Origin of the sequence: Pseudomonas sp. RW409 (assembly GCF_003184125.1) — a bacterium.
GTDB lineage: Bacteria > Pseudomonadota > Gammaproteobacteria > Pseudomonadales > Pseudomonadaceae > Aquipseudomonas > Aquipseudomonas chlororaphis_I.
This window is the reverse complement of the sequence record NZ_QHHP01000004.1, coordinates 651734-669703: the sequence shown is the minus strand read 5'-3', so window position 1 is coordinate 669703 and position 17970 is coordinate 651734. Positions and strand designations below refer to the sequence as shown.

16 protein-coding genes and 1 riboswitch are annotated in these 17970 nt (G+C 63.5%); of the genes, 10 read left to right on the top strand and 6 right to left on the bottom strand.

The features are described from left to right. Positions 1-7: 7 nt before the first annotated feature. From msbA to hldE, 4 genes are all read left to right on the top strand, one after another. On the top strand, positions 8-1816 hold the full coding sequence (gene msbA, locus DK261_RS05670; protein ID WP_016704490.1) for a lipid A export permease/ATP-binding protein MsbA: 1809 nt from the start codon (positions 8-10) through the stop codon (positions 1814-1816). Between the two features lie 187 nt (positions 1817-2003). After that, entirely contained in the window at positions 2004-2708 is a 705-nt protein-coding gene (locus tag DK261_RS05665; protein WP_028683748.1) for a sulfotransferase family 2 domain-containing protein, read from the top strand. Next, on the top strand, positions 2701-3312 hold the full coding sequence (gene cysC / locus DK261_RS05660; RefSeq protein WP_110175386.1) for an adenylyl-sulfate kinase: 612 nt from the start codon (positions 2701-2703) through the stop codon (positions 3310-3312). The genes DK261_RS05665 and cysC overlap by 8 nt, the downstream gene beginning before the upstream one ends. A gap of 102 nt (positions 3313-3414) precedes the next feature. Continuing rightward, positions 3415-4839, top strand: coding sequence for a bifunctional D-glycero-beta-D-manno-heptose-7-phosphate kinase/D-glycero-beta-D-manno-heptose 1-phosphate adenylyltransferase HldE (gene hldE, locus DK261_RS05650; RefSeq protein ID WP_009046663.1), 1425 nt, complete (start codon positions 3415-3417; stop codon positions 4837-4839). A gap of 54 nt (positions 4840-4893) precedes the next feature. Here hldE and DK261_RS05645 read toward each other — a convergent pair whose 3' ends face one another. The 4 genes from DK261_RS05645 to DK261_RS05630 form a co-directional block, all read right to left on the bottom strand. Beyond that, a complete protein-coding gene (locus DK261_RS05645; protein ID WP_009046664.1) occupies positions 4894-5865 on the bottom strand; it encodes a hypothetical protein in 972 nt (323 codons plus the stop codon). A 41-nt stretch (positions 5866-5906) separates the two neighbouring features. Further along, positions 5907-6719: an aldo/keto reductase gene (locus DK261_RS05640; protein WP_110175384.1), complete on the bottom strand. Its 813-nt coding sequence runs from the start codon at positions 6717-6719 to the stop codon at positions 5907-5909. Beyond that, a complete protein-coding gene (locus DK261_RS05635; protein WP_101281711.1) occupies positions 6716-7891 on the bottom strand; it encodes an FAD-binding oxidoreductase in 1176 nt (391 codons plus the stop codon). Before DK261_RS05635 ends, DK261_RS05640 begins: the two co-directional genes overlap by 4 nt. A 109-nt stretch (positions 7892-8000) precedes the next feature. Then, entirely contained in the window at positions 8001-8333 is a 333-nt protein-coding gene (locus DK261_RS05630; protein WP_007921448.1) for a multidrug efflux SMR transporter, read from the bottom strand. A 109-nt stretch (positions 8334-8442) separates the two neighbouring features. On the opposite strand from DK261_RS05630, the gene DK261_RS05625 reads away from it, so the two are divergent. Beyond that, positions 8443-9327 (top strand): LysR family transcriptional regulator, encoded by an 885-nt coding sequence (locus tag DK261_RS05625; protein ID WP_162096366.1) that lies wholly within the window; start codon positions 8443-8445, stop codon positions 9325-9327. Between the two features lie 23 nt (positions 9328-9350). After that, positions 9351-10622, top strand: coding sequence for a lipid IV(A) 3-deoxy-D-manno-octulosonic acid transferase (gene waaA / locus DK261_RS05620; RefSeq protein WP_110175383.1), 1272 nt, complete (start codon positions 9351-9353; stop codon positions 10620-10622). A 124-nt stretch (positions 10623-10746) separates the two neighbouring features. On the opposite strand, the gene DK261_RS05615 is transcribed toward waaA, so the two are convergent. Next, a complete protein-coding gene (locus DK261_RS05615) occupies positions 10747-12186 on the bottom strand; it encodes a TolC family outer membrane protein (RefSeq protein ID WP_038630449.1) in 1440 nt (479 codons plus the stop codon). A 196-nt stretch (positions 12187-12382) separates the two neighbouring features. Beyond that, positions 12383-12487, top strand: a riboswitch (TPP riboswitch). 175 nt (positions 12488-12662) lie between these two features. On the opposite strand from DK261_RS05615, the gene thiC reads away from it, so the two are divergent. Both thiC and cytX read left to right on the top strand, forming a co-directional pair. Further along, complete coding sequence (gene thiC / locus DK261_RS05610) at positions 12663-14552, top strand: phosphomethylpyrimidine synthase ThiC (protein WP_023970195.1); 1890 nt, start codon at positions 12663-12665, stop codon at positions 14550-14552. Between the two features lie 102 nt (positions 14553-14654). Then, positions 14655-15944, top strand: a complete 1290-nt coding sequence (gene cytX, locus DK261_RS05605; RefSeq protein WP_110175485.1) for a putative hydroxymethylpyrimidine transporter CytX — start codon at positions 14655-14657, stop codon at positions 15942-15944. Here cytX and DK261_RS05600 read toward each other — a convergent pair. Further along, a complete protein-coding gene (locus DK261_RS05600) occupies positions 15913-16659 on the bottom strand; it encodes an RsiV family protein (RefSeq protein WP_028683742.1) in 747 nt (248 codons plus the stop codon). The two genes, cytX and DK261_RS05600, sit on opposite strands and share 32 nt — an antisense overlap. Positions 16660-16882: 223 nt before the next feature. On the opposite strand from DK261_RS05600, the gene DK261_RS05595 reads away from it, so the two are divergent. Both DK261_RS05595 and DK261_RS05590 read left to right on the top strand, forming a co-directional pair. Beyond that, positions 16883-17500, top strand: coding sequence for an NUDIX domain-containing protein (locus DK261_RS05595; RefSeq protein ID WP_009046673.1), 618 nt, complete (start codon positions 16883-16885; stop codon positions 17498-17500). Beyond that, positions 17491-17943 carry a DUF1249 domain-containing protein gene (locus DK261_RS05590; RefSeq protein WP_007921426.1) on the top strand — a complete coding sequence of 151 codons (453 nt, stop codon included), beginning with the start codon at positions 17491-17493 and terminating at the stop codon, positions 17941-17943. The genes DK261_RS05595 and DK261_RS05590 overlap by 10 nt, the downstream gene beginning before the upstream one ends. Positions 17944-17970: the final 27 nt, after the last annotated feature.

The window sequence follows — 17970 nt, the reverse complement described above, 5'->3', positions numbered from 1 at the left end:
CTCGACGATGAGTGACGCACCGCGTAAAGCGGAACAGGACTCCAGCCTGAAAATCTATTTTCGGCTGTTGGGGTATGTAAAACCCTACATTGGCATTTTCCTGCTGAGTATCGTGGGCTTCGTGATATTTGCCTCCACCCAGCCGATGCTGGCGGGCATTCTCAAATATTTCGTCGACGGCTTGAGCAATCCCGAAGCGGTGCTCTTCCCCAACGTTCCCTATCTGCGCGACTTGCAGCTATTGATGGCGGTACCGCTGCTGATCATCCTGATCGCGGCCTGGCAGGGGCTCGGCTCCTTCCTCGGCAACTACTACCTGGCGAAGGTTTCCCTGGGGCTGGTGCATGACCTGCGGGTCGAACTGTTCAACAAGCTGCTGGTGCTGCCGAACCGCTACTTCGACACCCACAACTCCGGGCATCTGATTTCCCGCATCACCTTCAACGTCACCATGGTCACCGGTGCCGCCACCGACGCCATCAAGGTAGTGATTCGTGAAGGCCTGACGGTGGTGTTCCTGTTCGTCTACCTGTTGTGGATGAACTGGAAGCTGACCCTGGTGATGCTGGCGATCCTGCCGTTGATTGCGGTCATGGTCGGCAGCACCAGCAAGAAATTCCGCAAGCAGAGCAAGAAGATCCAGGTGGCGATGGGCGATGTGACCCACGTGGCCTCCGAGACCATTCAAGGCTATCGCGTGGTGCGCAGCTTCGGTGGCGAAAGCTACGAGCAGCAGCGTTTCGTCGACGCCAGCCAGAGCAACACCGACAAGCAGCTGCGCATGACCAAGACTGGTGCGGTCTACACGCCGATGCTGCAGTTGGTGATCTACTCCGCCATGGCGGTGCTGATGTTCCTGGTGCTGTTCCTGCGTGGCGATGCCACCGCGGGCGACCTGGTGGCCTACATCACCGCGGCGGGCCTGCTGCCCAAGCCGATTCGCCAGCTCTCGGAAGTCAGTTCGACCATCCAGAAAGGCGTGGCGGGCGCGGAAAGCATCTTCGAACAGCTGGACGTCGAGCCTGAGGTCGATCGGGGCCAGGTCGAGCGTGAGCGCATCGAGGGTCGCCTGGACGTGCGCAACCTGAGCTTCACCTATCCGGGCACCGACCGTGAAGTGCTGAAGGACATCAGTTTCTCCGCGGCTCCCGGGCAGATGATCGCGCTGGTCGGCCGCTCCGGCAGCGGCAAGTCGACCCTGGCCAGCCTGATTCCACGCTTCTATCACCATGAGACGGGGCAGATTCTCCTCGATGACGTGGAGATCGAGGATTACCGTCTGCGCAACCTGCGCCGGCATGTGGCCCAGGTGACCCAGCATGTGACCCTGTTCAACGACAGCGTGGCCGCCAACATTGCTTATGGCGATCTGGCCGGGGCGCCGCGGGAAGATATCGAGAAGGCGGCGGCGGATGCCTATGCCATGGATTTCATTTCGCAGCTGCCCGAAGGCCTGGACACCCAGGTCGGCGAGAACGGCGTGCTGCTCTCCGGCGGTCAGCGCCAGCGCCTGGCGATTGCCCGGGCCCTGTTGAAAAATGCGCCGTTGCTGATTCTCGACGAAGCCACCTCGGCCCTGGATACCGAGTCCGAGCGGCATATCCAGGCGGCCCTGGACAAGGTGATGAAGGGGCGCACCACCCTGGTGATCGCACACCGCCTGTCGACCATCGAGAAGGCCGACCTGATTCTGGTCATGGACCAGGGGCGGATCGTCGAGCGCGGCACCCATGTCGACCTGCTGGCGCAGAACGGCTACTACTCGCGCCTGCATGCCATGGGCCTGGACGAGCCTGCGTCCGAAGGCATTGCCTGACCGAGCTTCAGGGTGGGCACTGCCCATCCTGGAACGACCCCGGCGTGCAATGCGCCGGCCGGTCTTTGTATCCCGCCCCTTACAGTCTTGACCAAGCCTAAATAATTCCGCGTCTCGTGCTTGTTATGGTTCCAGCCTCAATCGTCGACTGAATCGAGGGGGCCAACCCCGTCGCGCGGGTACTGGAATGCTGCAACGTTATCTGTGGAAGTTATTGCCCAAGTCGCAACGGGCCTTCTTGCTTGGGCGCCTGTCTGTGGTGGACCGGCAGGTGGTGAACAAGGTCATGTCCGCCAACGTCCGTTTTCCGGAGCCGTTCCGTCAGCACGGTTGTGTGTTCATCCATGTGCCCAAGTGCGCGGGCAGCAGCCTGTGTTCGGCATTGTTCGATGGCTGGACGCCAGGCCACCTGCCTCTGTACTGGTACGAGCAACAGTTTCCCCAGCAGTTCGCCGGCAGCTTCAAGTTCGCCGTGGTCCGCGATCCCCTGGAACGAGCCTATTCGGCCTATGCCTTCCTGCGTGGCAACGAACTCAGTCGCCGCGACCAGGCCGCCCAGCGGCTGGTCAGCCACTATCGTGATTTCGACGATTTTGTCGGCCGCTGGCTGCACCCGGAAAATATCCACAAACAGCTGCATTTCGCTCCGCAGACCGACTTCCTGGTGGATTCCATGGGGCGCCTGGACATGGACTTCATCGGTTATCAGGAGCACCTGCAGCGCGACTATCAGTTGCTCAGCGAGCACCTGGGGGTGAGCAAATCCCTGCCGTACCTCAATGAATCGCGGCAACGGCACCAGAAGCCTGCCCGGGACTTCTGTTCGGTGCGTACCCGGCGGCTGGTGCGTCGGGCGTACCAGCGCGACTACGAGATGCTCGGCTATGAATGACCCCCTGCCGGCGCATTGCCCGCGACCGGATATCCACCCCTGCAGCCTGTCCCTGACCGCGGTCGAGCGGGCGGCGCTCAAGCAGCAGCGTCCGTGTTGCATCTGGCTGACCGGTTTGTCCGGCGCTGGCAAGTCGACTCTGGCCAATCTGCTGGAGTTGCGGTTGAACGGGCAGGGCCTGCATACCTTTGTCCTTGATGGCGATAACGTGCGCGGCGGCCTGTGTCGTGACCTGGGCATGGGCGCCGAGGCGCGCAAGGAGAACATCCGGCGCCTGGCCGAGGTGGCGAGGTTGATGGTGGAGGCGGGGTTGATCGTGATCGTTTCGGCAATTTCACCGTTTCGCGCGGAGCGCGCCGCTGCCCGGGCCTTGTTCGCAGAGGGGGATTTTCTCGAGGTGTACGTGAGTACATCGTTCGCTGCCTGTGCCCGACGCGACCCCAAGGGCCTGTATCAGGCGGCAAGCGCAGGGCGTATCCGGGACTTCACCGGGCTCGACAGCCCCTACGAAGCGCCGCTTTATCCCGACTGCGAGATCGATACCGAAACGGTCGGGCTGGCCTGTGCGACAGACCGGCTCATGGCGCTTTTGCTCAATAAATGAACAGTTTGGCGCGATCGCGAATACTCGTGCAGCGGTAGAACTAGGCAGCGTTCACCCTGTGTTAATATCGCGCCCCTGTTCATTTTGTATGTGGGTTGCTCCATGAAGTTGTCCATGCCGCGATTCGATCAAGCCCCTGTCTTGGTGGTCGGCGATGTCATGCTCGACCGTTACTGGCATGGTGGTACCTCACGGATTTCCCCTGAGGCGCCGGTACCGGTGGTCAAGGTCGAGCAAATCGAGGACCGCCCGGGCGGTGCCGCGAACGTTGCCTTGAACATTGCCGCGCTCGGCGCACCGGCCTCGCTGGTCGGCGTCACCGGTGACGACGAGGCTGCCGACAGTCTCTCCAACAGTCTTGAAGGGGCGGGCGTCCGCGCCTTGTTCCAGCGCATTGCCCATCAGCCGACCATCGTCAAGCTGCGGGTCATGAGTCGGCACCAGCAATTGCTGCGTATCGATTTCGAAGAACCTTTCGCCACCGACGCCCTGGCGTTGGGCGCTGAAGTCGACCAGTTGCTGGACGGCATCAAGGTGCTGGTGTTGTCCGACTATGGCAAGGGTGCCCTGAAGAACCATCAGGCGCTGATCCAGGCCGCGCGTGCCCGTGGCATCCCGGTATTGGCGGACCCGAAAGGCAAGGACTTTTCGATTTACCGCGGCGCCAGCCTGATCACCCCGAACCTCAGCGAGTTCGAAACCATAGTCGGCGGTTGCGTCGACGAGCACGACCTGGTCAGCAAAGGCGCGAAGCTGATGCACGACCTGGAGCTGGGTGCCTTGCTGGTGACCCGAGGCGAGCACGGCATGACCCTGCTGCGTCCCGATCACCCGGCGCTGCACCTGCCAGCCCGGGCCCGTGAAGTGTTCGATGTGACCGGTGCCGGCGATACGGTGATTTCCACCCTGGCGGCGGCAATCGCGGCGGGCGAAGAGCTGCCGCACGCGGTGGCCCTGGCCAACCTGGCTGCCGGCATCGTGGTCGGCAAGCTGGGTACCGCGGCCATCAGCGCACCGGAACTGCGTCGCGCGATCCAGCGTGAAGAAGGTTCCGAGCGTGGTGTGCTGAGCCTCGACCAGCTGCTGCTGGCGATCGACGATGCGCGTGCGCACAAAGAGAAGATCGTCTTCACCAACGGCTGCTTCGATATCCTCCATGCCGGGCATGTGACCTACCTCGAACAGGCGCGGGCCCAAGGCGATCGCCTGATCGTGGCGATCAACGACGATGCCTCGGTCAGCCGCCTGAAAGGCCCTGGCCGTCCGATCAACAGCGTCGACCGGCGCATGGCGGTACTGGCCGGCCTGGGCGCGGTGGATTGGGTCATCAGCTTTCCCGAGGGCACGCCGGAAAACCTGCTGGCCCAGGTCAAGCCGGATGTGCTGGTCAAAGGCGGGGATTACTCGGTCGACCAGGTGGTCGGCGCCGATATCGTCAAGGCTTATGGCGGCACGGTGAAGGTGCTGGGGCTGGTGGAGAACAGTTCCACCACGGCCATAGTCGAGAAGATCCGCAAGACCGAATAAGGCTTGCTACCAAGCCGCCGACTCCTGCGAAAGTTGGAGTGGGCGGATTGGCAATCAACGTTGCCGGCTGGCCTTGGCCGGGACGATCTTGCGCAATATCTGCCGTGCCTTGCCGGTAAGGCGCTGGAGCTTGGAGTCCTTCTCCGGCGCGCTCAATCCCTGCTGCTTCAGCCAGTCTTTCCAGCGAATCCGCTCGTCACGCACCAGCCAGCCCTGCTGCTGGGCGAAGCTTTCGGCCAGGTACAGGCCGCGGGTACTCGCCGGGTGCAACTGATCCTTCTTCAACGTATAGAGCTCGGCGCACGGCTGCCCGTCCTTGAGCGGCATCAGGTACAGGTCCGGGCGCTTGCGATCCAGGCGCGCCACCAGTTGATCGCCCTCCAGGCGTTCGTCGACATGGAACAGGCTCAGGGACTTGGCTTCTTTCGGCACGTCCAGGCGCAGGTCATAAATCAGCTGCAGCGACGCGGTGGGCAGATGCACATAAGCTCGCGGCCGTTCCAGCAGATGCAGGTTGGCGCAACGTACCGGGCGTGCCGCGCCCGACAGCGGCGTCAGGCGAAAGGGCAGGGCTTCGCGATAATGCAGGGCCGCCGAGTAGGGCGCTGGTAGCCAGGTATCGTTGAAGCGTCCGCTGAGCCAGCCTTCCGGGGTTTCCAGCAGGCATTCCTCGGCGATTTCCTGGATGGCGGTATGCAGCGGCAGATTCAGTTCATGGGCCGGGACGTAGCCGGAAATCAGCTTGAGCACCACATCGCCGCGGTCCTGTCGGCGCTGGCGGACCAGCACCCAATAGTCGCGGTTCTGCCAATGCAGGGTCAGGCGGACCGAGACGCCGAGGTTGGCCAGCTCCAGGGCGAAGCGTTCGGCGTCGGCCACCGTGACCGGACGCCGCCGCTGCAGGGTCTGCGCAAAGTTTAGCGGCATGCCGACGCTCTGGTAGCTGAGGCCTTCGGGCGTCGCTTCGACGAACAGCGGCAGGGTCTTGAAGTTGCTGGGGTTCTTTCTTATGAGCGTACGCGGCATGTCGGCTCCTTCTTGCGTCGGGGTCGGCCGCGTGGGCGGCATCAGTTTTTGCGCAACACCTGCGCGACAGTGGCGACATTATGGGCCAGGTGCAGCGGATTGATGGTCCCGACAATAGCACTGGCGACGCCCGGTTGATCGAACAGCAGTTCGAAGCTGGCGCGAACCGGGTCGACCCCCGGGCTCAGGCACACATGGCCACTGGCTAGGGCTTTTTTCACCAGAATGCCCTTGCCGTGGGCGGCGGCGTAATCGATGACGGCTCTCTCGTTCTGTTCGTTCAGATTGTAGGTGACCATGGCGCAGTCGCCTTGTTCCAGGGCCTTGAGGCCCCCTTCGACGGTTTTCCCGGAGAAGCCGAAGCCACGGATCTTGCCTTCCTGCTTGAGCTCGGCCAGCGTCTGATACGCCTCGCACTGCTCGAGGATGTGCAGATCATTGCCGTCGGAATGCACCAGCACCAGGTCGATGAAGTCGGTTTCCAGACGCTGCAGGCTGCGCTCCACCGACAGGCGGGTATGCGCGGCACTGAAGTCGTGGCGCGACAGGCCGTTTTCGAACTCTTCGCCGACCTTGCTGACAATCACCCAGTCCTGGCGTTGCCCGCGCAACAGCGGGCCCAGGCGTTCTTCGCTACGGCCATAGGCTGGCGCGGTATCGATCAGGTTGATGCCCAGGTCGCGGGTCAGATTGAGCAGCATGCGGGCTTCGCTGTCATCCGGAATCTGGAAGCCGCTGGGGTATTTCACCCCTTGGTCGCGCCCGAGTTTCACGGTGCCCAGGCCCAGTGGGGAGACCAGCAGCCCGGTGTTGCCGAAGGGGCGATGCAGGTCGTGCAGGGTCGCTTGGCTCATGGCAGCAGTTGCTCCCAGGCCGGTTGGGCGATGGCGGGTTTCGGCAGCTCCGGCAACGGGGTTGCGGGGCCTGGCTTGATGCCGTCGCGCTCGAGGGCGGCGAACACCCGGTCGGCGAAATCCGGGGCCAGGGCCAGCTTGGTCGGCCAGCCGACCAGCAGGCGGTCCTGCTCGGCGAGGAAGGCGTTGTCCGGGCGAGTCAGGCCCGATTGTGCGGGTTCGGCCCGATCCACTCGCAGGGTGGCCCATTGCGCCTGGCTGAGGTCGACCCATGGCAACAGGTTGCCAAGTTCTTTCTGGGCAGCGGCAATCTGCGCCGCGGGCTCGCGCGCAACGCCTTCGGCTTCGGCGATATCGCCGCCGAGGTACCAGACCCATTGGCCGTCGGCCGCCGGGTGGGTGGTCACGGTGATGCGCGGTTTTGGCCCGCCGCCCAGGCAGTGGGCGTACAGCGGTTTCAGGCTCGGGCCTTTGACGATCACCATGTGCAGCGGCCGGCGTTGCATGGCCGGCTGGCTCAGGCCGAGGCTGCTCAGCAGTTCGGCATTGCCGGCACCGGCGCTGAGGACGATGCGTTGCGCGCGGATTTCCCGGTCATCGACCCGCAGGCCCAGCAATTGCCCGTTCTCCAACACCGGTTCGATCTTCTGCCCGGCCAGCAGGCTATCGCCGCCCAGTTCGGCCAGGCGCCCGATCAGGCTCGGCACGTCCACCACCAGCTCGGCCAGGCGATAGACCTTGCCCTTGAAACGACGGTCCTGCAGGGCCGGCGGCAACTGGTCGCCCTTGACCTGATCGACGCGGCCACGCACCGCCTTGCTGGCGAAAAAGCTGGTGAGGTTGCCGGCCAGGGTGCCGGGGGACCACAGATAGTGGGCTTCGGACAGCAGGCGCACGCCGGACAGGTCCAGCTCGCCGTTGCCGGCCAGGGCCTCGCGCCAGCGGCGCGGCATGTCGGCGATGGCTTCCGAGGCGCCGGTCAGGGCGCCGTGCAGGGCATATTTGGCGCCGCCGTGAATGATTCCCTGAGACTTGACGCTTTGTCCGCCGCCGAGGCTGGCGCTCTCCACCAGCACAGTGGAAAAGCCCTGGCGACGCAGGCGGGCGTTCAGCCAGAGGCCGGCGACTCCGGCGCCGACAATCAGCACGTCGGTGGAAATAACGGATGGCATGCAGCGACCTCGGAGAACAAATCGAAGGCGCAAGTTTCAAGCCTCAAGCTTCAAGCTGCAAGCGTGACGCTCTCTTGCCGCTTGAAGCTTGCCGCTTGCCGCTGCTTTTTTAATGCCCGGCAGTCTTCGAAAACAGCTGGATCACCACCACGCCCAGGACGATCAGGGCCATGCCGAGCATCGCCGGGATATCCAGTTTCTGCCCGTAGAGAAACAGCGCAGCCACGCTGACCATGACAATGCCCATGCCGGCCCAGACTGCGTAAGCCACGCCCACCGGCACGGTGCGCACCACCAGGGTCAGCATCCAGAAGGCCACGCCGTAACCGACGATGATCAGCAGCAGCGGCAGGGGAGTGCTCAGGCCTTTGACCGCTTTCATCGAAACAGTGGCGATCACTTCGGCGCAGATGGCGATGGCCAGGTAGGTGTAAGCGTTCATGGGAGAGTCCTCGTGTTTGGGCTTGCTTGATGAGGTCGGCATTCTAGAGATTGTGCAGATGGGGTAAAGTCATTACCTATCTGTTTTGAAGATGGGTTGGCTCATGAATGTGCAGTGGAATCTGGAGCAGATGCGGCTGTTCGTCAGCGTCGCCGAGCAGCGTTCGTTTTCCGCGGTGGCCCGTGACCAACACAAGGCGCAATCGGCGGTCAGCAGCGCGATTGCGCTGCTCGAGGCCGATCTCGGCGTGCTCTTGTTCGAGCGCAGCAGCGGTCGCCAGCCCAAACTCACCGAGGCGGGGCGTGCCTTGCTCGCGGAGGCGCGGGAAGTGCTGCGCCAGTGCGAACGCTTGAACGGACGGGCGCTGGCGTTGATGCGGGGTGAGGAGGCGCGCTTGCGGCTGGCGCTGGACGAGGCGATGCCTTTCCAGCCGGTGCTCGATAGCCTTGAGGCGTTGTCCGAGCGCTTTCCCAGTCTTGAGGTCCAGCTGGCCAGCAGCGCCCAGGGTGACGTGGCGCGCAAACTGCTGGAGCGTCGGGCCGACCTCGGTTTGCTGTTCCACCATGAACAGATGTCCGAGGCCCTCGAACGGCGGGCCCTGGGCAGCGTCGAGATGGTCACGGTGTGCGCGGTCGGGCATCCGCTGGCCGGCGAGAAACAGGTGGATCGTCAGCAACTGGGGCGTCATCGGCAGTTGCTGATTTCCCCGCAGTTGAGCACTTACCCCAGTGGCGAGCAGCTCAGCCCGCAAGTCTGGCGCGCCGACAGCTTCTATGCGATGGCCGAATTGCTGATGCGCGGCCTGGGCTGGGCCTGGCTGCCAAGGCATGTGGTGCAGTACCCGGCCTATCAGAACCAGATGGTCGAGTTGGCCAGCGAGTGGACCCCGCCGGCGCTGGTGGTGGAACTGGTCTGGCGCCGCGATGAACCCCTGGGGCCGGCGGCGCATTGGCTGGCGGAGCGTTTTGCCGTGCACTTGCGGGCGATTGGCTGAAAAAGCCGATAAACTCCGCCGCCATGAATAGAACTCTCTACACCGCGCTGTTTTACCTGGGGCTGCCATTGGTGGCGATTCGTCTGTGGCTGCGGGCGCGCAAGGCGCCGGCTTATGCCAGGCGGGTTGGCGAACGTTTTTCCTGGGGGCTGCCGGCGATGCAGCCGGGCGGGATCTGGGTGCACGCGGTGTCGGTGGGCGAAAGCATTGCCGCCGCGCCGATGATCCGTGCCTTGCTGGCGCGTTATCCACAGCTGCCGATCACGGTCACCTGCATGACCCCCACCGGTTCGGAGCGTATCCAGGCGCTGTTCGCCAACGAGCCACGCATCCAGCACTGCTACCTGCCTTACGACCTGCCTTGCGCCGCCGCGCGTTTTCTCGATCGGGTCCGGCCGAAGCTGGCGGTGATCATGGAAACCGAGCTGTGGCCCAATCACATTCACCAGTGCGCCAAGCGCGGGATTCCCGTGGCGCTGGCCAACGGGCGGTTGTCGGAGCGTTCGGCCCGAGGTTATGGCCGATTCAACAAACTGACCGCGCCGATGCTCGCGCAAATGAGCCTGTTCGCGGTGCAGACCGAAGCCGAGGCCGAGCGTTTTCGCCAGCTGGGGGCGCGGCCGGAAACAGTCGAGGTGACGGGTTCGATCAAATTCGACCTGAGCATCGACCCGCAACTGCTGGAGCGCGCCAGCGAGCTGCGCCAGCAATGGCAAGCCAGCGAACGCCCGGTGTGGATCGCCGCCAGTACCCATGAAGGCGAAGACGCCGTGGTGCTGGATGCCCATCGCCAACTGCTGGCCAGCCACCCGGATGCCTTGCTGATCCTGGTGCCGCGTCATCCGGAGCGGTTCAATTCGGTGTTCGAGCTATGCCGGCAGCAGGGCTTCGCGACTATTCGCCGCTCCAGCGCCGAGCCGGTCAGCGCCAGAACCTCGGTGCTGCTGGGCGACACCATGGGCGAGCTGCTGTTTCTTTATGCCCTGGCGGACAGCGCCTTTGTCGGCGGCAGCCTGGTGCCCAATGGCGGCCACAACCTGCTGGAGCCGGCGGCCCTGGCCAAGCCGGTGCTGAGCGGGCCGCACCTGTTCAACTTCCTGGAGATCGCGACAATGCTGCGCGAGGCGGGCGCCCTGCAGGAAGTGGACGATGCCCATGGCCTGGCGGTGGCGGTGCAGCGCCTGTTCGAGTTGCCCCGGGATGCGCAGAAGATGGCCGATGCCGGGCTGCGGGTGATGCGCAGCAATCAGGGCGCCCTGCAGCGTCTGCTCGACGGGTTGGGCCGTTTGCTGTAGCCGCTGCCGCAGGCTGCGATCCTGTCCGAAGGACAGGCAAAAAGGCCACCGCGATTCAGTTGAATGGCGGTGGCCTTTTTTACGACCGTTCCGGTCGATCGCAGCCTGCGGCAGTGGCTACAAATTACTGGCTCGGCCGGGCCTTGAGCTGTTCCGCCGCGGCCTTGGCCAGGTCCGGCGGCAGGAAGTCGCGGTCCGGGTTGTAGTCGGCTTTCAGGTAGCGCGACAGGTCCTGCAGGTCGCCCGGGTTGAGGGTGCCGGCGGCTTGCTTGAGGCGCAGGTTGTCGAGGATGTAGTCGTAGCGGCTGTTGTTGTAGTTGCGCACCGAGGTGTACAGCTGGCGCTGGGCATCGAGCACGTCGACGATATTGCGCGTACCGACCTGATAACCGATTTCCGTGGCTTCCACGGCGCTCTGGTTGGAGATGATCGACTGGCGCCGGGCCTGGACCTGCTCGACATCGGTGTTCACCGCGCGGTGCAGGTTGCGGGTGTTCTCCACCACCTGGCGGCGCAGGGCCTCACGGCGCTGTTCGCTCTGGTTCAGGCGCGAGTAGGACTCGCGGACCTGGGAGCTGGTCAGGCCGCCGCTGTAGATCGGAATGCTCAGTTGCAGGCCGATGCTGCGTTGTTCGACGTCACTGCCGTAACGCTGGCCCAGTGGGGCCGGGTTGCTGAAGCCGAGGGCGTCGTTGTCGCCTTTCTTGTACTGCGCCACCGCGTCGAGGGTCGGGGCGTGGCCGGCCTTGCGCTGCTTGAGGGTTTCCTCGGCGGCGCTGACCGCGTAGTTGCTGGCCAGCAGGTTGAGGTTCTGCTTGGCCGCGGTATCGACCCAGGCCTTGGCGTCATTCGGGGTCGGCGCCAGCACCGGTAGGCTGTGGACGATGCCCTGGATCGAGTTGTACTGACGGTTGGTCAGGGTGATCAGGGCTTCGAACGCGTCATCCACCTGGCGCTGGGCGAGGATCCGGTTGGCCCGCGCGGTGTCGTAGCTGGCCTGGGATTGCAGGACGTCGGTCTTGTCCGACAGGCCGACGTCGAAACGCTCGTTGGACTGGTCCAACTGACGCTTGAAGGCGGCTTCCTCGGCCTTGGTCGAGGCCAGGTTGTCCTGGGCGCGCAGCACCGAGAAATAACTCTCAGCGCTTTGCAGGATCAGGTTCTGTTCGGTGGCCGAGAGCTCCAGCGCGGCTTGCTCGTTGACGTCCTTGGCCGCTTGCAGCTGGAACCAGCGGTCGGCGCGGAAAATCGGCTGGGCCAGGGTCGCCTGATACACGGTGCCGCTGCGGGTGGCGGTCATCGAGGGTTCGTCGAACTTGGTCCGGGTGTTGTTCAGGTCGGCACCGGCCGAGAGGTTGGGCAGCAAACCGGCGCGAGCCTGTGGCACCACTTCCTTGCGTGCGTCGTAATCGGCGCGGGCGGCGGCGAGGTCGGCGTTGTTGTCCACGGCTTCCTGGTAGACGCTGACCAGATCGGTTTTCGTGGTCAAGGGCGCTTCTGCTGCCCAGGCCATTCCATTGGACGCACAAGACACGGCGATGGCCAGTGAGAGTTTGCGCAGCATTCGGCGATCCCTAGAGTTGATATTACGAGGATAATTCTGGCGCCAAGGCTAAGTCTCGGCCTGTGCAGCGTCAAGGTTCGACGCAACCCAGCGAGTGTAGATGCGCCTGCGAAGGGCAACAATCCTGCATTTACGCCATTCATCACGCTGTTTGCCGTGGTGTTGGCGTTCTGTGCCGGCTTTGTCTAGACTGGCCGGGTTCTTGTCGGGGTGCCTTGCTATGAGGCTGAGATCGGATAATCCGGATCCCGTTGAACCTGATCAGGTTAGCGCCTGCGTAGGGAACAAGATTTCTCGTCACCCGGCGAGTCCTCTTGTGCTTCGTCCGGGATGTTGTTCGACAATCGAACACCCCTCGAGCACCAAGCACTGCACCAGCTGGTTTTCGCCCCTGGCTCCAGCTATGGCTGCGTCCGTTCGTTACAGGTTCGCTCCGACAAAAATCCACTGCCTGGATGCTGTCTGGAGAGCCTGTGATGACTACAAAATTAAAAAACGCTACGCACCTGAGTGAATCGGCCAAGGTCGATGAGCAGTCGGTTCAGCCCTTTACCCGCTCGCAAAAAATCTATGTCCAGGGTTCGCGCCCGGACATCCGCGTGCCGATGCGCGAGATCAGCCTCGACGTGACCCCGACCGACTTCGGCGGCGAGATCAACGCGCCCGTCACCGTCTATGACACCTCCGGCCCCTACACCGACCCCAACGTGGTGATCGACGTGCGCAAAGGCCTGGGCGATGTGCGCTCGGCCTGGATCGACGACCGTGGCGACACCGAGCGCCTGCCCGGCCTGAGCTCCAACTTCGGCCAGCAGCGCCTCGCCGATCCCGAGCTGACCAAGCTGCGCTTCGCCCACGTCAACAACCCGCGTCGGGCCAAGGCCGGGGCCAACGTCAGCCAGATGCACTATGCGCGCAAGGGCATCATCACCGCCGAGATGGAATACGTCGCCATCCGCGAAAACATGAAGCTGCAAGAGGCTCGCGCCGCGGGTCTGCTCGATCAGCAGCACGCCGGCCACAGCTTCGGCGCCAGCATCCCGAAAGAAATCACCCCCGAGTTCGTCCGTGAGGAAATCGCCCGCGGTCGCGCGATCATTCCGGCCAACATCAACCACGTCGAACTGGAACCGATGATCATCGGCCGCAACTTCCTGGTGAAGATCAACGGCAACATCGGCAACAGCGCCCTGGGTTCGTCCATCGAAGAAGAAGTGGCGAAGCTGACCTGGGGCATCCGCTGGGGTTCGGACACCGTCATGGACCTGTCCACGGGCAAGCACATCCACGAAACCCGCGAGTGGATCATCCGCAACTCGCCGGTGCCGATCGGTACCGTGCCGATCTACCAGGCGCTGGAGAAGGTCAACGGCGTGGCCGAAGACCTGACCTGGGAGCTGTTCCGCGACACCCTGATCGAGCAGGCGGAGCAGGGCGTCGACTACTTCACCATCCACGCCGGTGTGCTGCTGCGTTATGTGCCGCTGACCGCCAAGCGCGTGACCGGCATCGTCTCCCGCGGCGGTTCGATCATGGCCAAGTGGTGTCTGGCGCACCACAAGGAAAACTTCCTCTACACCCACTTCGACGAAATCTGCGAAATCATGAAGGCCTACGACGTCAGCTTCTCGCTGGGCGACGGCCTGCGTCCGGGCTCGATCGCCGACGCCAACGACGAAGCGCAGTTCGGCGAACTGGAGACCCTCGGCGAGCTGACCAAGATCGCCTGGAAGCATGACGTGCAGTGCATGATCGAAGGCCCGGGCCACGTGCCGATGCAGCTGATCAAGGAGAACATGGACAAGCAGCTGGAATGCTGCGACGAGGCGCCGTTCTACACCCTCGGCCCGCTGACCACCGACATCGCGCCGGGCTACGACCACATCACCTCCGGTATCGGTGCGGCGATGATCGGCTGGTTCGGCTGCGCCATGCTCTGCTACGTGACGCCGAAGGAGCACCTGGGCCTGCCGAACAAGGATGACGTGAAGACCGGGATCATCACCTACAAGATCGCCGCGCATGCCGCCGACCTTGCCAAGGGTCACCCGGGCGCGCAGATCCGTGACAACGCACTGTCCAAGGCGCGCTTCGAGTTCCGCTGGGAAGACCAGTTCAACCTCGGCCTCGACCCGGACACCGCACGCGCCTACCACGACGAGACCCTGCCCAAGGATTCGGCCAAGGTCGCGCACTTCTGCTCCATGTGCGGGCCGAAGTTCTGCTCGATGAAGATCACCCAGGAGGTCCGCGAGTACGCGGCCAACCAGCGCATCGAGGCGGTGGACGTGGAGGTCGCCAAGGGCCTGGCGGAGCAGGCCGAGCGCTTCAAGCAGGAAGGTAGCCAGTTGTACAAGAAGGTTTAAGCGACAAGTTGCAAGCTTCAAGCTGTAAGTTAAAGGCACAGCGGTCCTGCTTTTTCTTGCAGCTTGAGGCTTGCAGCTAGCGCCCCTTTCCCTCCCCCCGAGATAACCGTCTTGAACACTTATTCACCAGACACTGCGGTCCCCGCCGACAGGCGTGTATTCGGCGCGCGCGATCTGTTTTCCCTGTGGTTTTCCCTCGGCATCGGCCTGATGGTGTTGCAGACCGGCGCGCTGCTCGCGCCTGGCCTGGGCCTGTCCGGTGCCTTGCTGGCGATTTTTCTCGGCACGGCGGTCGGCGTCTTGCTGCTCGCGGCGGTCGGGGTGATCGGCAGCGATACCGGCCTGTCGTCCATGGCGGCGCTCAAGCTCAGCCTCGGCACTCGCGGCGCGAGCCTGCCGGCGTTGCTCAACCTGCTGCAACTGGTGGGCTGGGGTTCGTTCGAGATCATCGTCATGCGCGATGCCGCCAGCTTGTTGGGTACTCGTGCGTTCAGCGAAGGCAGCCTGCTGGCCAGCCCTTTGCTCTGGACTCTGTTTTTCGGCGCGCTGGCGACCGTGCTCGCGGTCAGCGGGCCGCTGACTTTCGTGCGCAAGGTCCTGCGCAAATGGGGCATCTGGCTGCTGTTGGCGGCCTGCCTGTGGCTGACCTGGAACCTGTTCGCCAAGGCCGACCTTGCCGCGCTCTGGGCCCAGGCCGGCGACGGCTCCATGCCGCTCGGCGTGGGGTTCGATATCGCGATCGCCATGCCGTTGTCGTGGCTGCCGCTGATCGCCGACTACTCAAGGTTCGGCAAGCGTGCGCGCAATGTGTTTGGCGGTACGGCGCTGGGGTTCTTTATCGGCAACCTGTGGCTGATGAGCCTGGGCGTGGCCTACACCCTGGCCTTTGCGCCGAGCGGCGAAGTCAATGCGCTGCTGCTGGCTTTGGCCGGCGCTGGCCTGGGGATTCCGCTGTTGCTGATCCTGCTGGACGAGTCGGAAAATGCCTTTGCCGATATCCATTCGGCCGCGGTCTCCAGCGGCATTCTGCTGCGCCTGAAAGTCGAGCACCTGGCCCTGGCCATTGGTGTGCTCTGCACCCTGATCGCCTGCCTGGCGCCGTTGGCCCAGTATCAGAACTTCCTGCTGCTGATCGGCTCGGTGTTCGCGCCGCTGTTCGGCGTGGTGCTGGTGGATCACTTCATCCTGCGCAAGCGCAGTGCCCAGGTGTCGTCGGTAGGTTTGCGCTGGCCGGCGTTGCTGGCCTGGCTGGGTGGGGTCAGCACCTACCACCTGCTGGCCAACCTCTATCCGGACGTTGGCGCAACCCTGCCGTCACTGGTGCTGGCAGGGCTGCTGCAAGGGCTGCTGGGGCGGGCCTTCAGCTACGGCCAGGAAACAGCTCGGGCTTGAGAATGCCGTTCAGGCGGTTGTAAGGGATCTTCAGTTCGATGTGGCCCAGCGCGTAAGGCGCGATCACCGACACGTTGTACTTGAGGATCACGCCGCCGTAGGTCAGCGCCACGTTCGGGGTTTTCTGGAACGGCCAGCTCTTGATGAACTCTGGCTCCTGGTCCAGCTTGGTGCTGATCAGCCAGCTGTTGTGGGCCACCTGGGCGGCCTTCCAGAACGCGGCTTCCTGGCCCGGGCGCAGCATGTCGGACAGGGTCAGTTCCTTGTGCAGCTCGCGCGAGTAGTTGATGAAGCCGCGGCCGGGCGTGCCGTGGGCGCCGCCGGTGTCCAGGTAGCTGGCCAGTTCGATGATCACCAGGCCGTCATGCTGTTCGCGTACCTTGGCTTGCAGGTACATGCTGTTGCGGCTGTCGGCCTCGCGCAGGAATTTCTCCCGATAGGCGCTCAGTGTTGCTGGCACGGCCTGGTCCGCAGTGGTGCGGGTCATCTGCAGCAGGCGCTTTTCAATCAGCGCATCCAGCTGCGGCTCGTCGGCGAAGTGCACGGTGTCGATGTTCACCAGCGGGCAATCCTGATTGCTGCAGCCGGGCTTGATCTGTTCCGACTTGTCGCTGGTGCTTTGCAGGGGCTTTTGATAGCTGGGTTGAAACAGGCTTTGGCAGGCGCCCAGGGTCAGGGCCAGGCAAGCCACGGAGGCGATTTTAAGAAGCGACATGTGCGTCCTTGATAAACCAGAGGTAGGCAAAAGTTACCGGCTTCGACTGCCTGCGGGGCAATCAGTTCGCCACTAAGCTCAATAGAGGCAATTAGATTAGGTTTGCCCCCTTGCCGTCTATCCCGCTGATGGCAAAGGGGCTGCATCATCGGTCACCGGCGCGTTAGGATGGCGCGATGTCGAGGGGGAGCCTCGGATCTGACCGCAGGAAACGAGGATTGCTATGACGGACTTTGCCAACACCACGCCGACCACTGTCGATATCGTTCGGCGCGAGAAATGCTTCCAGGGTTTTTATCAGCTCGACCGTGTGCACCTGCGCCACGAGCTGTTTGCCGGTGGCATGGGGCGCGAGATCAGTCGTGAAATCTTTGTGCGTCACGATGCTGTCTGCGTCCTGCCGTACGATCCGCAACGCGATGAAGTGGTCTTGGTCGAGCAGTTTCGCGTCGGCGCCATGGGGAAAACCGCGACCCCCTGGTTGATCGAACTGGTCGCCGGTCTGATCGACAAGGACGAGCAGCCGGAAGAAGTTGCTCACCGCGAAGCGCAGGAGGAAGCTGGACTGACATTCTCCGCGCTGTGGCCGATGACCCAGTATTTCCCGTCGCCGGGGGGCAGTACCGAGTTCGTGCATCTGTACCTGGGGCGTTGCGACAGCAGCGGTGCCGGTGGCCTGCACGGGCTGGTGGAAGAGGCGGAGGATATCCGCGTGTCGGTCTGGGCTTTCGAAGACGCACTGCAGGCGGTAAGGGATGGGCGGATTTCCAACGCGGCGAGCATTATTGCCTTGCAATGGCTGGCTTTGAACCGCGTTGAAGTGAGGGGGTTATGGTCGTAAACAAAGTGCGCGATCGCTACCGGGTCGATCTCGTGGGGCTGCAAGCGTCCTGCGAGGCCAACTATGCCCGGCTGATGCGCCTGTTGCCCGACATGCGCAACCAGCCGGTGGCGCGGCGGATCGCGGTGACCCAGGGCGACCAGATGCTCGGCGTGCTGGCGCTGGAGGTGCTGCTGGCCTGTCCTTACACCACCACCTTGCAGGTGCGCCAGGAACACAGCCTGCCCTGGCTGCCGGTGCCACAGCTGGAAGTGCAGGTCTACCACGACGCGCGCATGGCCGAGGTCATCAGTGCCGAGCACGCCCGGCGCTTTCGTGGCATCTATCCGTATCCGAACGCCTTCATGCACCAGCCGGACGAGAAGGCCCAGCTCAATGTGTTTCTCGGCGAATGGCTGAGCCACTGCCTGGCTTGCGGTCATGAGTTCGAGGCCGTGCGGTAGATGTGAACTGCGTCCGGTTCGCCGGTT

Excerpts from the sequence above, each read along its gene's own strand:
- msbA (WP_016704490.1), top strand. The coding sequence starts at position 8 with ATGAGTGACGCACCGCGTAAAGCGGAACAGGACTCCAGCCTGAAAATC.
- DK261_RS05665 (WP_028683748.1), top strand. The coding sequence starts at position 2,004 with ATGCTGCAACGTTATCTGTGGAAGTTATTGCCCAAGTCGCAACGGGCC.
- cysC (WP_110175386.1), top strand. The coding sequence starts at position 2,701 with ATGAATGACCCCCTGCCGGCGCATTGCCCGCGACCGGATATCCACCCC.
- hldE (WP_009046663.1), top strand. The coding sequence starts at position 3,415 with ATGAAGTTGTCCATGCCGCGATTCGATCAAGCCCCTGTCTTGGTGGTC.
- DK261_RS05645 (WP_009046664.1), bottom strand. The coding sequence starts at position 5,865 with ATGCCGCGTACGCTCATAAGAAAGAACCCCAGCAACTTCAAGACCCTG.
- DK261_RS05640 (WP_110175384.1), bottom strand. The coding sequence starts at position 6,719 with ATGAGCCAAGCGACCCTGCACGACCTGCATCGCCCCTTCGGCAACACC.
- DK261_RS05635 (WP_101281711.1), bottom strand. The coding sequence starts at position 7,891 with ATGCCATCCGTTATTTCCACCGACGTGCTGATTGTCGGCGCCGGAGTC.
- DK261_RS05630 (WP_007921448.1), bottom strand. The coding sequence starts at position 8,333 with ATGAACGCTTACACCTACCTGGCCATCGCCATCTGCGCCGAAGTGATC.
- waaA (WP_110175383.1), top strand. The coding sequence starts at position 9,351 with ATGAATAGAACTCTCTACACCGCGCTGTTTTACCTGGGGCTGCCATTG.
- DK261_RS05615 (WP_038630449.1), bottom strand. The coding sequence starts at position 12,186 with ATGCTGCGCAAACTCTCACTGGCCATCGCCGTGTCTTGTGCGTCCAAT.
- thiC (WP_023970195.1), top strand. The coding sequence starts at position 12,663 with ATGACTACAAAATTAAAAAACGCTACGCACCTGAGTGAATCGGCCAAG.
- DK261_RS05600 (WP_028683742.1), bottom strand. The coding sequence starts at position 16,659 with ATGTCGCTTCTTAAAATCGCCTCCGTGGCTTGCCTGGCCCTGACCCTG.
- DK261_RS05595 (WP_009046673.1), top strand. The coding sequence starts at position 16,883 with ATGACGGACTTTGCCAACACCACGCCGACCACTGTCGATATCGTTCGG.
- DK261_RS05590 (WP_007921426.1), top strand. The coding sequence starts at position 17,491 with ATGGTCGTAAACAAAGTGCGCGATCGCTACCGGGTCGATCTCGTGGGG.